The 14,130-nt window shown below is 40.8% G+C and carries 19 protein-coding genes; 3 read left to right on the top strand and 16 right to left on the bottom strand.

Annotated elements, in window-relative coordinates:
- Nucleotides 1-14 precede the first annotated feature (14 nt).
- Nucleotides 15-644: a helix-hairpin-helix domain-containing protein gene (locus tag AC20OE_RS07195; protein ID WP_487268770.1), complete on the bottom strand. Its 630-nt coding sequence runs from the start codon at nucleotides 642-644 to the stop codon at nucleotides 15-17.
- A gap of 90 nt (nucleotides 645-734) precedes the next feature.
- On the opposite strand from AC20OE_RS07195, the gene comER reads away from it, so the two are divergent.
- Nucleotides 735-1,583, top strand: a complete 849-nt coding sequence (gene comER, locus AC20OE_RS07190; protein ID WP_099663459.1) for a late competence protein ComER — start codon at nucleotides 735-737, stop codon at nucleotides 1,581-1,583.
- Between the two features lie 48 nt (nucleotides 1,584-1,631).
- On the opposite strand, the gene AC20OE_RS07185 is transcribed toward comER, so the two are convergent.
- Genes AC20OE_RS07185 through AC20OE_RS07150 form a run of 8 tightly spaced genes read right to left on the bottom strand, consistent with a single transcriptional unit; the run spans nucleotide 1,632 to nucleotide 6,650 of the window.
- Nucleotides 1,632-2,375, bottom strand: a complete 744-nt coding sequence (locus AC20OE_RS07185) for a class I SAM-dependent DNA methyltransferase (RefSeq protein WP_126681566.1) — start codon at nucleotides 2,373-2,375, stop codon at nucleotides 1,632-1,634.
- Nucleotides 2,372-2,728 (bottom strand): ribosome silencing factor, encoded by a 357-nt coding sequence (gene rsfS / locus AC20OE_RS07180; protein WP_003217467.1) that lies wholly within the window; start codon nucleotides 2,726-2,728, stop codon nucleotides 2,372-2,374. Before rsfS ends, AC20OE_RS07185 begins: the two co-directional genes overlap by 4 nt.
- A 13-nt stretch (nucleotides 2,729-2,741) precedes the next feature.
- Nucleotides 2,742-3,305, bottom strand: a complete 564-nt coding sequence (gene yqeK / locus AC20OE_RS07175; RefSeq protein ID WP_058839049.1) for a bis(5'-nucleosyl)-tetraphosphatase (symmetrical) YqeK — start codon at nucleotides 3,303-3,305, stop codon at nucleotides 2,742-2,744.
- Nucleotides 3,295-3,864, bottom strand: coding sequence for a nicotinate-nucleotide adenylyltransferase (locus tag AC20OE_RS07170; protein WP_058839048.1), 570 nt, complete (start codon nucleotides 3,862-3,864; stop codon nucleotides 3,295-3,297). Before AC20OE_RS07170 ends, yqeK begins: the two co-directional genes overlap by 11 nt.
- Before the next feature lie 13 nt (nucleotides 3,865-3,877).
- On the bottom strand, nucleotides 3,878-4,168 hold the full coding sequence (gene yhbY, locus AC20OE_RS07165) for a ribosome assembly RNA-binding protein YhbY (RefSeq protein WP_058839047.1): 291 nt from the start codon (nucleotides 4,166-4,168) through the stop codon (nucleotides 3,878-3,880).
- Nucleotides 4,162-5,004, bottom strand: a complete 843-nt coding sequence (gene aroE, locus AC20OE_RS07160; RefSeq protein ID WP_039180084.1) for a shikimate dehydrogenase — start codon at nucleotides 5,002-5,004, stop codon at nucleotides 4,162-4,164. Before aroE ends, yhbY begins: the two co-directional genes overlap by 7 nt.
- Nucleotides 5,005-5,025: 21 nt before the next feature.
- The gene (yqeH, locus tag AC20OE_RS07155) at nucleotides 5,026-6,126 is read right to left on the bottom strand and encodes a ribosome biogenesis GTPase YqeH (protein ID WP_059374584.1); all 1,101 of its coding nucleotides are present in this window, start codon (nucleotides 6,124-6,126) and stop codon (nucleotides 5,026-5,028) included.
- 2 nt (nucleotides 6,127-6,128) lie between these two features.
- Complete coding sequence (locus AC20OE_RS07150; RefSeq protein ID WP_008356191.1) at nucleotides 6,129-6,650, bottom strand: YqeG family HAD IIIA-type phosphatase; 522 nt, start codon at nucleotides 6,648-6,650, stop codon at nucleotides 6,129-6,131.
- 361 nt (nucleotides 6,651-7,011) lie between these two features.
- On the opposite strand from AC20OE_RS07150, the gene AC20OE_RS07145 reads away from it, so the two are divergent.
- Nucleotides 7,012-7,152 carry a sporulation histidine kinase inhibitor Sda gene (locus tag AC20OE_RS07145; protein WP_003217327.1) on the top strand — a complete coding sequence of 47 codons (141 nt, stop codon included), beginning with the start codon at nucleotides 7,012-7,014 and terminating at the stop codon, nucleotides 7,150-7,152.
- Between the two features lie 135 nt (nucleotides 7,153-7,287).
- On the opposite strand, the gene AC20OE_RS07140 is transcribed toward AC20OE_RS07145, so the two are convergent.
- The 4 genes from AC20OE_RS07140 to AC20OE_RS07125 form a co-directional block, all read right to left on the bottom strand.
- Complete coding sequence (locus tag AC20OE_RS07140; protein WP_162842499.1) at nucleotides 7,288-7,437, bottom strand: hypothetical protein; 150 nt, start codon at nucleotides 7,435-7,437, stop codon at nucleotides 7,288-7,290.
- A 78-nt stretch (nucleotides 7,438-7,515) separates the two neighbouring features.
- A complete protein-coding gene (locus AC20OE_RS07135) occupies nucleotides 7,516-8,244 on the bottom strand; it encodes an SGNH/GDSL hydrolase family protein (RefSeq protein WP_024423053.1) in 729 nt (242 codons plus the stop codon).
- A gap of 84 nt (nucleotides 8,245-8,328) precedes the next feature.
- Nucleotides 8,329-9,069: a polysaccharide deacetylase family protein gene (locus tag AC20OE_RS07130; protein ID WP_251180498.1), complete on the bottom strand. Its 741-nt coding sequence runs from the start codon at nucleotides 9,067-9,069 to the stop codon at nucleotides 8,329-8,331.
- Nucleotides 9,070-9,240: 171 nt separating this feature from the next.
- Nucleotides 9,241-10,362, bottom strand: coding sequence for a response regulator aspartate phosphatase (locus AC20OE_RS07125; RefSeq protein WP_041086294.1), 1,122 nt, complete (start codon nucleotides 10,360-10,362; stop codon nucleotides 9,241-9,243).
- Nucleotides 10,363-10,580: 218 nt separating this feature from the next.
- Here AC20OE_RS07125 and sigK point away from each other — a divergent pair, with 218 nt between their 5' ends.
- Nucleotides 10,581-11,309 carry an RNA polymerase sporulation sigma factor SigK gene (sigK, locus tag AC20OE_RS07120; protein ID WP_034738387.1) on the top strand — a complete coding sequence of 243 codons (729 nt, stop codon included), beginning with the start codon at nucleotides 10,581-10,583 and terminating at the stop codon, nucleotides 11,307-11,309.
- A 129-nt stretch (nucleotides 11,310-11,438) separates the two neighbouring features.
- On the opposite strand, the gene AC20OE_RS07115 is transcribed toward sigK, so the two are convergent.
- Genes AC20OE_RS07115 through AC20OE_RS07105 form a run of 3 tightly spaced genes read right to left on the bottom strand, consistent with a single transcriptional unit; the run spans nucleotide 11,439 to nucleotide 14,127 of the window.
- On the bottom strand, nucleotides 11,439-11,954 hold the full coding sequence (locus AC20OE_RS07115) for an Imm6 family immunity protein (protein WP_099663462.1): 516 nt from the start codon (nucleotides 11,952-11,954) through the stop codon (nucleotides 11,439-11,441).
- Between the two features lie 15 nt (nucleotides 11,955-11,969).
- Entirely contained in the window at nucleotides 11,970-13,739 is a 1,770-nt protein-coding gene (locus AC20OE_RS07110) for a ribonuclease YeeF family protein (protein WP_487268769.1), read from the bottom strand.
- A gap of 55 nt (nucleotides 13,740-13,794) precedes the next feature.
- Nucleotides 13,795-14,127: a DUF3986 family protein gene (locus AC20OE_RS07105; protein WP_346266235.1), complete on the bottom strand. Its 333-nt coding sequence runs from the start codon at nucleotides 14,125-14,127 to the stop codon at nucleotides 13,795-13,797.
- Between the last annotated feature and the right edge of the window lie 3 nt (nucleotides 14,128-14,130).

Below are 14,130 nucleotides of genomic sequence, written 5' to 3'. Positions count from 1 at the left end.
CTATACCGTCAATTCTACTTCACGGTCAATTGACTTTTCAGCCGTTCAATCGTCTTTTCCCCAAAACCTGAAATGTTCCGCAAGTCTTCAATTTGTTGAAAATCTCCGTGTTCCTCTCTATAGGTAATAATAGCTTCGGCTTTAGCTGGTCCTATGCCGTTAATGGTTTGCAATTCGGCTGCATCGGCCTGATTGACATTTACCCCCTCACTCTTTTCAACGTCCGTTGATGCGTCATCTGATACTGTTTGCGTCTCTCTTTCCGCTTCCCCCTGCTTCCGAACATAAATCATCATACTATCCTCTAATTTTGCTGCTTGGTTGATTTCAATCGAGTCTGCTTTGCTAGTAAAGCCTCCTGCCCTTCGAATCGCTTCTTCTACCCGAGCATCAGATTGAAACGTATAAACACCTGGCTTTCTTACAGCTCCTTTGACTTCTACAAAAATCGACGATGGCTCTTTTTCTGTCTTTTCTTGTTTGTCTTCTAATGTGACTTGTATGTCTTTATTTCCCTTCAATACATTTGGTTCTCTGCTGCCTTCCCCTTTTCCAGTGAAAAAGAAGAAACTGGTGATCATCACAACCATGAGTCCAGCTGCAATATAAAGACTGTATTTTTTTAATGGAATGAGTCGTTTCACTTAATCACGCTTCTTTCAATCATATTTTATTACTGTTCGACATACTGTTTAGAAGATAACAGATCCTATGCGTCTAAGGAGGGAGAACGTTTGAATATAGGGTTAATCGGTACAGGAAACATGGGTACCATACTTACTGAGGCATTTATTGAATCAAAGGCAGTCAATCCCTCATCGATCACCATTACAAACCGAACCATTGAAAAAGCGTTCAATATAAAAAAGAACCATCCAGAGCTTGAAGTAACGAAACAGCTTTCAGGGGCTGTCACGAATAAAGATTTCATTTTTGTTTGTGTCAAACCACTTGATATTTATCCACTTTTAAAAGAGCTGAGTCCTCTTTTAACGGAGCAGCAAACCATTGTCATCATTACAAGTCCGGTTCATCCTGAACAGCTTCAGGATATCGTTCCTTGTCAAACAGCCAGGCTGATTCCAAGCATTACAAACCGCGCATTATCAGGCGCATCACTTTTAACTTTTGGTTCATCATGCAATGCCGTGACGAAAACAGCGTTAAGACAGTTAGCTTCGTGCATTTCAACACCAATCGAGATCAATCATTCGATTACAAGAGCGGCTTCCGATATTGTCAGCTGCGGACCTGCTTTTATCAGTTTTCTCGTTCAGAAGATGATTGAAGCGGCCGTAGAAGAAACGGATATTTCTAAAGAAGAAGCCACCACCTTAGCAGAAGATATGCTGGTTGGACTTGGCCGTTTGATTGAAAAAAGAGTCTATACCCTTCCGACACTGCAAGACAAAGTATGTGTGAAAGGCGGGGTCACTGGTGAAGGCATTAAAGCACTTGAAGCAGGTGTGCAAGATATGTTTCACCGCCTCTTTCAAAACACCCATGAAAAATTCGATGAAGATCTTGAAGCAGTTGCGCATCAATATCCACCAAGTGTGTTCACTGATGATCGCAGAAATTAATCATCTTTGCAACAAGCGAAAAAAGGGTTTTAAAAAACCATCGTTCTATTAAACGATGGTTTTTGGTTTCTTAGCTGAGATGAAATATCTTTCGGCAAATTCACCGGGGGCTTCATTTGTAAAATCAGCGGTCACTTCTATTTGTTCAAAACCAGCGGACTTAAGGAACGCTGCATATGTTTCAAATGGAAATGTGCGCTGTTCATGCGTCTCATCATAACGCTGATACATGTCTCCATCTTTTACAAAAAAGCTTAAATCATGAATGACCGAATACATGTCATCCCCTTTATCGCTCTGCCAAATATAGCTAATCTCTTCATCTTGATCTGCAAAAGTCGATCCCGGGAATACCTCTTCCATTTTATAAGGCGTATGAACATCAAAAAGTAAAACCCCATCTTCCTCTAAAAGCTGAAACATGTTTTTAAAGGTTTTTTTGACGTCATTTTCGTTTTTTAAGTAATTCAAGGAATCACAGCAAATAACGGCTGCCTGGAAGGCTTGCTCAAAGCCCGTAACCTCTCTCATATCTTGATGTAGAAATTGAATCGACTGCTTTTTCGCCTGGGCTTTTTGCTGCGCGAAGGCCAGCATTTCTTCACTGAGGTCAATTCCTGTGACCTTGTGGCCCTTTTCAGCTAACCGAAGAGAAATCTCTCCAGTTCCACAGCCTACATCGATGATGGCAGCATTCGGCTTCATATACTGCTGGATCCATTGAACCCATTCATCATAAGGTGCATGTGTCATGAGCTCGTCATACACACCTGCAAACCCTTGATAAATCATGAGTTAATGCCAAGTGAAAGCGTTTCTCTCGGCGCATCTCCCCAAAGCTTTTCTAGATTGTAATATCCTCTTTCTTCTTTGTGGAACACATGGGCAATGACATCTCCTAGGTCAATCAATACCCATCTTGCTTCATCAAAGCCTTCCATCTTCTTTACTTCAATTCCACTTTCCTCTGCAAGATGTTTTACTTCTCTTGCAATGGCTTGCACTTGTTTATCAGAATTCCCGTGACAAATGAGAAAATAATCTGCAACAAGTGAGATTCCTTGCATATTAAGGGCAATAATATCCTCAGCCCGTTTATCATCGCATGCTCCTGCTGCGACGTTTAAAATTGATGATGAATCCATCCAAAATTCCTCCTTAGTTGTTCTTATGCACAAGCGAGTTGTAAGTAGCAAGCGTATCTGGAAAGACTGGCTGATTCTTTTTCATTAGAAAACTGATGGTGTTTTTTAATGATTGGATCAGTGCACGATCTAGATCATGTTCTGCTAACTCCCTTACTTCTTCGACACCAGGGAAATGTCGTCCTGGTTCTATATAATCTGCGACATAAATGACTTTTTCAAGTAAAGTCATGTCTGGTCTGCCGGAAGTATGAAATTCAATGGCTGTTAAAACATCTTGATCGCTAATTCCAGCTTCTTTTTTGACCAAATAGGCACCAACCGGGGCGTGCCAAAGCTCGGGCGAATATTCAAGCAATAAAGGGTTCATCTTCTCTTGCTCGATAATCCCCTTCATTTCTTCCTTTGGTCTAAATTTCGCATAATCATGAAAAATAGCGGCGATCTCTGCTTTTTTCACATCAGCACCGAACCGTTCCGCTAATGAAATGGCTGTTTCCATGACTCCAAGTGTATGTGTATATCTATGCTCTGTTAACTGCTCTTTGACACAGTTCAATGCTTCTTCACGATTCATATAAATGATGCTCCTTTATATAACGCTCAACAGCTTTCGGAATCAAATAATCAACAGGTTTTCCCTGCTCTATTCGCTGCCTAATCAATGTCGATGATACATCAAAAGCTGGAACATCTGCAAATAAAAGAGGATATGCCGTACTTCCAACGTAACCCGGTCTTTTCATCCCAATAAAGGTGATCATTTGAAGCAAGTCATCGATCCGATGCCATTTTGGCAAATACTCGACCATGTCCGCTCCTATCATAAAAAAGAACTGATCTTCTGGATGACGCTTCTTTAACAGATTGACTGTATCTACCGTATAAGACGGACCCTCCCGCTCCATTTCAATGAGCTCGAGCTGAAAATACGGATTTGACTGAATCGCCGCCTCCACCATATTTATCCGGTGATGACTATCTGCTCGTTTCCGTCCTGTTTTGTGAGGAGGCATATGGTTTGGGATAAACCAAATTTCATCAAGCCCAACTTGAATCCGCACCTCACTTGCCATCAGCAAATGCCCATTATGGGGAGGATCAAACGTACCGCCGAACAACCCTATTTTTTTCATATCGCATCCACCTTTACGGCAGCTTAATTTGTTTATTTTCCTTAGATTCTTTGTAAAGGACAATCACATTTCCGATCGTTTGAACGAGTTCAGCCTTTGCACCTTTTACAAGTGCTTGCGCAACTTCCGTTTTGTCTTCATCGCAATTTTGCAATACGCTGACCTTTAACAGTTCTCTTGCTTCAAGCGCCTCGGAAATTTGCTTGACCATATTGTCATTTACCCCGCCTTTTCCAACTTGAAAAATAGGTGATAAATGATGTGCTTGTGCACGTAAAAAACGTTTTTGCTTACCTTTTAACATGGTGTTCCTCCTAATTTCTCTATGACAATTGACTTCATTTTTCCGGCGTCAGGCGTAATGCCTGTCCACAGTTCAAAGGCTCTTACTGCTTGTCCAACAAACATGCCAACCCCATCTACTGTTTTCAAGCCTAAACCTGCTGCTTCACTTAGCAGTTTTGTTTCTATTGGATTATACACAATATCACAAACGACCGCTGTTTTTTTTGCGTTCGCTAAAGAAATCGGGGTTTCTTCAACATTCGGATACATGCCGATCGAGGTCGTATGGATGATGACATCATATTCCCCAAGTTGCTCTTCTGCTGTATTTAATGTGATTGCATGAGATGTGATTTTCCCCTCTGCACTTTCAATTAAAGCTTCAGCTTTTTCAATGGTGCGGTTCGTAATATCAAAGCTCTTCGGTGCATACTGAGCAATTGTCGTATAAATCGCTCTTGCCGCTCCGCCAGCACCAATCAAGAGAAATGACAGCTCTGATAACGGCTGATCCAGGGCTTCAAGCAATGAATGAAGAAAGCCTTCTCCATCTGTATTGTACCCAACGAGCTGATCTCCTTCGAGCCGCACCGTATTGACGGCACCGAGGCGTTCAGCTGTTACATCAATTTTGTCAAGGTACTTCATGATTTCTACCTTGTGCGGAACAGTGACGTTAATGCCGCTGATTCCTAACGCTTTCATGCCGCTAATCGCATCTTTCAGGTCATCATTTTCTACTTGAAAGCCATGATAATGTCCATCAATTCCAGCATCCTTTAGTGCAGCATTATGAATATCCGGAGACATTGAGTGGCCAACAGGGTTACCGATTACTCCGTATAAAGGTTTCAAGGTCTCTCCCCCTTTGAACATTTAAATTAACGAACGTCTCATAAACACATGAACGCCTTTTGGCGCATAAACTTTGATTTGCTTGTCCGCATCATTTGCAGTGACCCAGCCTAAACCTGAAAAGACGATGTCCATTTTTGGCTGATCAATGGTAAAGGTATGCGGAACGAGCGGCGGGAAATCTTCCATTCCCTCTTTTGATGGCGGCGACAGCAGTTCTCCTGCATGTTTTTCATATAAATCATCTGCGTTCTCAAGCTTTGTACGGTGAATGTTCAGCTCATTTGGCATATAGCAGACAAATGACGTTCTGCCGCCTTTTACGTAATCAAATCGAGCCAGTCCACCAAAATAAAGCGTTTGTGCTTCATTTAATTGGAACGTTCTCGGTTTCAATTCTTTTTTCGGCGTTAAAATCTTCAGGTCATTTTTGCTGACATAATGCGCCATTTGATGGCGGTTGATGATGCCCGGCGTATCGAATAAAGCAGATCCGTCATCAAGCGGTATTTCAATCGCATCAAGTGTAGTACCTGGATATTGGGAGGTAGTAATGACATTCTCTTCTCCAGATACTTCTTTGATGATTCGATTGATAAATGTTGATTTCCCAACATTCGTACAGCCGACAACATAGACATTTCTTCCATCGCGATAATGATCAATCGCTTCCATCACCTCAGGCACGCCCTGACCTCTGCTTGCACTAATTAAGAAAACATCAATAGGGTTTAATCCGTTTTCCTTTGCTTCCCGTTTCATCCAATGAATCAGACGATCTTTTTTCACGGATTTCGGTAAAATATCCACTTTGTTACCGACAAGTAAAATCGGATTACCGCCGACAATACGGCTCAGCCCATTGATCCAGCTTCCGTTAAAGTCAAAAATATCAACGACCTTCACAATGAGAGAATCTGTCTCTCCAATGCTGTGCAATATATTTAAAAAGTCGTCTTCTGTTAAAGAAACATCTTGAATTTCATTGTAGTTCTTTAACCTAAAACAGCGCTGACAGATCACATCTTCTTTCAATAGAGATGCTGCCGGCGCATATCCTAATTGATCTTTATCTTCCGTCTGAATGGCTACACCGCAGCCAATACAAACAACCTTTTCCATTATTACTCTTCCTCCCACTGAATGTGGCCCTTACGCTTTAAGGCTCCTAAAATTCTGCGTTCAATCTGCCTGTTAAACTTTGTGAAAAATCCGTCCGAGGCAGCAACAGGAACGACCAAAATCGTATGGAAGCCATGACGATTCCCGCCAAGAACATCTGTCATGAGCTGATCCCCAATGACAACCACATCTTCTTTTTTCAATTGCATATCAGCGACTGCCTTATTAAAGGCTCTTCCCATAGGCTTTCTCGCTTTATAGATAAACGGGATATGAACCGGTTCAGAAAAAAGCTTGACCCTTTTTTCATTATTGTTCGATACAATCGTCACTTGTATCCCGTGATCTTTCATTTCTTGAAACCACTCAATTAAGCGCGGTGTCGCACTTGGACGGTCCCATTCTACTAGTGTGTTATCTAGATCGGTAATAATTCCTTTTACATTTCGTTCTTTTAATTTTTGCGGTGAAATGTGGAAAATACTTTTCACAAATTCATCCGGTAAGAAATACTTCTTTAGCACAATTTGCACCCTTTCTTCCATTGGTTTTCAGCGATTGTGTCGAATCAAATCACAATTTGTCTGTCTATCGAATACAATGAAAAAGTTTTCGACATATGATGAGGACCTTCAACAGGTGTGGATAATTTTACACACATTATCCACCTATATTTCATCACGCTTTCATTCAATTATAAACACTCTACCCACAAGTTATCCACTTAACCATGTGGATAACAGAACGATTGTTCTTGTTTCCCATTCATGGTAGATTAAAGGTACTTCAAAGACAGTCGATCAACCTATGATGATATGTCTTTTCCTCAAATTTTATGCCAACTTTTTCAGGGGAGGTGTTTTTCCCATCATATGGGTTTCTAGTATGAAAAAGCTGTCAGATGATTTACTTATAGAATCGTATTATAAAGCAAATGAAATGAACTTAAATCGCGACTTCATTGAATTAATTGAGACAGAAATGAAAAGACGTTCGCTCGGGCATATGCTCTCTGTTTCCTCTTAATTCCATATCACAGGAACCATGCCTCCCGAGCACTCTCCTTTTTTAAACTCAGGTGACTGATATTATATCACTTGCGCTATAGGCTTACTACTATTTTCCGTAAAAAACACCCCTTCTGATGAAAGAAGAGGTGTCTTAATTGCAAGGCTGTTCATTCCAAAACCATAACCCTCCGCCTACGACTAAAATGACCACAAGGAACACAACAAGAAAAGCGTAACCGATTCCTGCTCCTTGTGCTGGATAAGGCGAACACGCAGGGTAAGGATAAGGACATCCCCACATATCAGTTACCTCCTTCTAGGAAGATATACTGTTAGACTATGCTGGATGGATGGTCTTGTTTAGGCAGATGGCCATCATTTAAAAATGTTTGATGACATCACGCTCTTTGATTTCGTTATAAATAATTCTCGCCCCTTTTGGTGTCATATGATTGCCAGAAGGGTCGATCAAGCCTGACTGAATCAGGGCATGATCACTATCTTCACCAGCTTCTCGGATGAAAGCTTTCCAGTTGTCGACAAGCGGCACCTGCTCATCCTTCGCTACTTCTCTCGTGATGTCATTATAAGAGTTTTGCCAAGCTCTTGCCCCGCCTCTCCCGGCAAAATAAGATGACTTATATCTAGAGTAATAATACAAGCCCTTTTTCCCGCCTTCTACAACAGGAACACAGGTCATGAGAATCGGGGTAATGCCTTCTTTTCTACTTTCAGAAATGAAGTAGGTTAAATTTTCTTTAAACCGTTTTTTCGTCACTCGGGGATGTTTCCCGTCTAAAATCGCCGCATCATTCGTACCGAACATGATGAGAACGTAAGTTGGTTTCTGTTTTAAAATATCCTGCTCAAAGCGCAGTTTCGCGTCTTCAGTCGTCTGCCCACCAATGCCTGCATTCTTCACTTGAATTTGGCCGCGCTCGACGTTTTTCATGAGATTCACCCATTTTTCAGATGTTGGATAATCTCGAAAGTCCCAGTTTGATCCTCTTGTATTGCTGTCACCAAATGCAATGACGCTTTCTTGTACTGGCTTTGAGCACCCAGCAGCAACACATAATAGGATAAAAAGGAAAACATACTTCTTCACAACATTCACCTCCAAAAGCCCTCTTCATATAGTAAACGACAAGACTTTTGGTTTCAATGAATGACTGTTTTTGACGAATGATTACTATTGCAGTTGAACTGGCATATATGCTTTGTCATGGTGCAGCAGCTCACTTACTTTTACAAATTCATAGCCTCTCTTCTTTAATTCAGGAATCACCTGCTTTAATGCTTCTACCGTTTGCTTGCGATTTCCGCCGCCATCATGTAAAAGGATGATATCGCCGCCTTGAATATGATCAATAATTCGGCTTGCAATTTTATGTGCGCCTGGTCTTGACCAGTCCTTCGGATCTTGCGTAAAGGACCACATGACCACATCGTACCCTTGCTTTGACAGAATGCGGAATGATTTCATTGTTAAGCGTCCACCAGGAGGGCGAAATAATAAGGGACCACCAGGCTGGAGTGAAGCGATATGAGCCGCTGATTCTTTTAATTCCCGCTTGATCTCCTTTGACGACAACAGGTCAAAATACGTATGATTCATCGTATGATTGCCGAGTTCATTCCCTTCGTCCACAATCCGTTCTGCGATCATTGGATATGCATGGATTCGGCTCCCTATCACAAAAAAGCTCGCATTCACTTGTTGCTCCTTCAGCACATCCAATATTTGATTTGTATACACTGGGTGAGGTCCATCATCAAAGGTGATTGCAATCTTTTTCCGTTCCGCTCTCATGTCCCAAAAGGCACGTCCCGTTTTTTCAAGATCGACTCGTTTTAATGTACGTGCCTCTACTTTATTAGGAACAAAAGCACATAGCAGCCATATACACATTAAGATATGCAGCCCTTTCATTCGACCGCCTCCTCCACCGAACATCATTACCAATTAAATTGCCCGCTTTCTCATCAATTCATGCAAACCTCATGAGGATATCGACATCTTTTTCACATAAAAAAAGCCGGCCATACTGGCCCGCTCTTTGTGTTTCACGTTTGGTTTCTCTCTTCAACTGTCGAACGTTGCTTAGAATTCATACAGACACTCTCCTTCTTGGATTTGATTTTGAGCCCATAATAATTTCTGATAATACTGGTTGGACTTTTTGTATTGTTGAGAGGCTTCTAAGGCTGTCGCAATTTCTAGTGAGATATCCTCTATATAAGAGTATAGGCTAAGTTTTTCCAAATAATCAATGGTTTTTTGCAGTTGGTCTTCATTAATTTCCTGAACATATAAAGCATCCAGATACTCAAACATATGACAGAACAGCTGGTCTTCATGCTTCTTTGCAGCCAATTTCCCAGCTTCTAATATGCGCAGGGCATCCGCCTGTTCATTCTGTCTAAAAAGCAGCTTCGCCAGCGTATAGAGCGTATGCGGAAGCGTTGGGAGCAGCTCTTTGCGGGCAAGATCAGCGGATTCCGTTAAATATCGTTCCGCTTCCTCTCTATAGCCAAGCTCGCCATAACATTTTCCTAAATTATAAAGCGCTGAACTGTATATGCGCGGGTGATCAATTTGAGATGCGAGCTGTTTTGCCTTTTTTAAATGAGGCAGTGCCCGGTCTTTTCGTTTTAAATCTTGATAATTTCCTGAAATGACAAAGAGACATTGAATGATGCGAATGGTATACGCATCATGCTGATCGTATATTTCCAGCGCCTTTAAAATATGGTGCATGGAGACATGTGTTTGTTTCATTATATAGTAGGCTTCTGCCACTTTAAAATGAAACTCTGCCTGCTCAATATCATCAAATACCATGGACAGCTGCTTTTCTGCCACTCGATAATATTTGACGGCTTCTAAATATTCTTTTTGACTAAATTCATGCATGCCACGAAAAAATGCATGGTAATAATGCAGCATATCAGATAACTCATGATTGGAATTTTCGATTTTATCGACTAGATTAGATACTGAGAAAGGTTGGTATTTTGAAGGGTGTATATAGTCAAGCATGATTTGGTGCCGAAAACACATGAGCTGATAATAAATCAGTAAATGCTGGTCCTCTTCCATCTGTTCAATTTCCGCTTCAACTTCCGCTTTCAAGATTTCCGCATCTGGAACACTGAACTGCCGTATCATTCGATACCATTCATTAATTTTCATACCTACATGTGAAGATAGAACCTTCCCCATGTTCCGAAATGACCCCTTCCTTTTCGGTCTAATATTACATATTTTAGCACGCTTCTTGACCGCCAAGCACCGAAAAGAAACCGCAAACATAAAAAAGAGACGCACAGAAGCACGTTTTTTTTGAAAAAGATGATTTTTTCATCGTACAGACACAGACAATCCCTCCTTCACATACATTTGAGGATATAGGCAGCAGCCTAAACATGGTGGAGGTGAAAATCGTGGCAGGAGTATTTACAGCGATGGGATTGATGGTCAAAGAATTGGTGTTTTTAGTGTCCTATGTCAAAAACAATGCCTTTCCACAGCCCCTTTCGGGAGATGATGAAAAAAAATACTTAGCCCTCATGGCACAGGGTGATGAACACGCAAGAAACATGCTGATTGAACATAACCTTCGGCTCGTCGCCCATATTGTAAAGAAATTTGAAAATACCGGGGAAGACGCTGAAGACCTCATCTCCATCGGGACGATCGGACTCATTAAAGCCATCGAAAGCTATTCCTCTGGAAAAGGAACAAAGCTGGCAACGTATGCGGCGCGGTGTATTGAAAATGAAATTCTCATGCACTTGCGCGCGCTCAAAAAAACAAAAAAGGATGTCTCCTTGCATGACCCCATTGGTCAGGATAAAGAAGGCAACGAAATTTCATTAATCGATGTCTTAAAATCCGAAAATGAAGATGTGATCGATACCATTCAGCTCAACATGGAGCTTGAAAAAGTAAAGGAGTATATCGACATTCTCGACGGCCGAGAAAAAGAAGTGATCGTCGGCAGGTTCGGACTTGATTTAAAGAAAGAAAAAACGCAGCGGGAAATAGCCAAGGAGCTCGGGATATCACGGAGCTATGTGTCACGTATTGAGAAGCGGGCGCTGATGAAGATGTTTCATGAGTTTTACCGGGCGGAGAAGGAGAAGCGGAAACGGGAGAAGGGGAAGTGAAAATAAATTCCCCTAACTTCTAACAAAAACAGACCTCACTAGGTCTGTTTTTTTGGCACTAAGCTACTGTCTCTCTGCATTTCTTTTGATAATAGCTGCCCTTTATTCATATCGCCCAATTAATCTAATTTAAATGACTGCGATGTCCTCTTTGTTAATTAAATATATTTTGTTATGATCGTGATCTTTGCTAGGATAATGATCAATTAAATATTTTCTCAAGGTATTTAATTCAGCCCTATCAATCTTTTTTGATTCAATTGCATTTTCCCACATTACAATTAATGTTTCATCGTCTATTACCTCTAACACTTGAGGAACAAATTTTTTATTTTCTCGTTTATACGCTTGATACGCCGTGTAAGAAACTGCATCTAAAACTGAATACCAGCCATATTGTTTTTGTTCATCTTTTTCTTTAGTAGCGAACTCGGCTACATCCATATAATCTTCACTATCTATATAATTACATAAATCATCTGCACTTAACTCTTTCCCAGAAAGCCATTTCCAGCAATCATCTAAAGCTTTTTCTCCTATGTGGTAACCATCATCTTCTTTATCTATGAATGTATACATTTTTTCAGCTATTGCTAATCCTAGAGCAACTTTAGCTTCTTCACTAATGTCATTTATAAAATCCATTCTATAGCCTCTTTCCTATTTTTTTATTTTAACAACATTTTCTGTAACACCATTTTTAACATCAAAAGATAAAGTATCTCTTGGATGTGGGACACTTGGATCTCGTTCTGTTGTTACTTTTATTTTCAATTCAGGATAGTGATCTGTCAGTTGCTTGAATATTCCTCTTTCCTCACTTGGAACTCGATCAAACAAACCTTTTGTACATTTATTACAAACTCCATTTGGATTGGATTGATGGATATTTAGTATACCTTTTATCTCTTCTGGTTTAAGTCCTGCCTTTTTAACTGCATCCTCAAATTCTGCTATTACGCCTTCTTCTGCATGATCCATAAATTGAGCGTGCCCTCTAACTGATCTTTTATATGGTGCCTTAATTTTCCGATCAGGATAAACTTCATCTAATGAAGGAAGACCTCCTTCTTTCCTAACTTTTGGCGACCCACCTTCGAACACGCTACGTTCCAAACCTTTGACATCTGTTTTTCCTACAGCAACAGTTTGAGTTTCTGGAACATTCCACTTCTTCCGCAAACGATCTAAATCAGTCTTTCCTACGCTTGCTTGATTAAGGTGGTTGCTTTTCTGATTAATTCCCATTCTGCCATTAAACCCTTTCGCCCCAAACGGCAAAAGCATTCCAAGCGCCGCATTCATACTTGCTTCCTGCTGTTCTTTTGAGATCTTGTTTCCAAACATGTCTCGGCCTGTGATTGCTTCGCTGAAGCCGTTGGTGGCGGTGAGGCCGTATAAGCCTTTTTGAGATGTTTTTAGGGCGTCAAAGGATTTTTGTGATGTTTTGTAAACGTCAACCGCTCTCACTGCGGCTGATGTGGCTTGAGTGGTTTTATAGACTGCTTTTCCGCCTTTGAAAATGCGGCCTGCCCAGCCGACGATTGGAATGCAACCGGCTGCTGCCATGCCTCCTGCCGCGACTCGCTGACCTGCGGTGAGTTCCTCGCCCGTGATTGGATCAACGCCTGTTGCGGCACGTTTTGCATCGTTCACGCCGGTCAGTTCATTGACGATGTTTCCGCCATAATCAAGTGCTTTTTCATACCAAGGACGGTTGGCGAGGGCTTCTTGTTCCTTCGCAATCTTTCGGGCTTCTTCTTGTTCTTTTTTGATTTTCAGATATTCAGAAGTTTGCTTTTCAATATCACTTTTTGCCTTGTAGATGTCGCTATTTTGATACGCTTTCTTATCAAAATTCATAGGCGAAATCGCTTTTCCGTCATTTGTCGCATTCATCATTTCTGCGTACAATGCCATTGTAGCTTGCTGTTCCGTCTCTGACAAAGCATATTCATCTTTTAAATTTTGATCAAGCTCTCTTAGATCTTTGACCGTCTTTTTTCGTTCATCTTCCGCATCTTCTATTTTTTCATCAAAGGTTTGGCTATCAAATACCTCTAGGGAAATGAGGTCATCAATGTCTTGAAAAATGGTTTTGAGTGCCTTTTTTTGATCCTTCACAATGCTTTTGGCATTCTTGATGCCCATATGTACTGCGTTGTCTAAAAAGTGTTCTTCTACAAAGGTGTCGCCGCCAAAGTTTGTATCATCAAGTGTCCCAGAAACACCTTCATGAAAGGCTTTTTGCTTATCAATGAAATTGATAAACATGTCAACATTACCCGCTAGTTCTTTATAAAAGCTTTTAATGTTATCGGCACCTTTCCCAGTAAAATCATCACCGAGGTTGGCAACACCTTGTAATGCCTTTTTTAAATCTACCATTTGTTCACGGAGTTCCTGATAGTGTTTTGCCCTTGTGTCCATTGCACTTGTTAGTGCTTTTGCATCAAGTATCTTGCCCAGCAGAATTCACTCCTTCCTATTCATTGACAAGGTCAATTTTACCAACACAAAGTTTGTCATTAAATAGGAATAAAGATACAAAAACAGCACTCAAATGATTTAGAGTTCTCGAAACTTTAAACCTGTAGTAAAGGGTACTCCTCAATATTAGCCCTACTTCGTCCCTCTTCTCATATTCCGTTGAAAACGTTAACCCGTAACTTTTCTGATCAAAAAACAATAACCATCTTCCTGTTTCTAAACTCTTAAAAAAGACGCCTTCATAATCATAACCTTGTTCATAATATCCTACATGTAAATGCATACTCTCATCTAAACTATGTATTCTTTCATTTGTACACACTTTCACCTT

It is taken from the genome of Bacillus sp. SRI_025 (assembly GCF_057592095.1).
The sequence above is the reverse complement of the archived record's forward strand: the minus strand, read 5'-3'. Positions and strand labels throughout refer to the sequence as shown.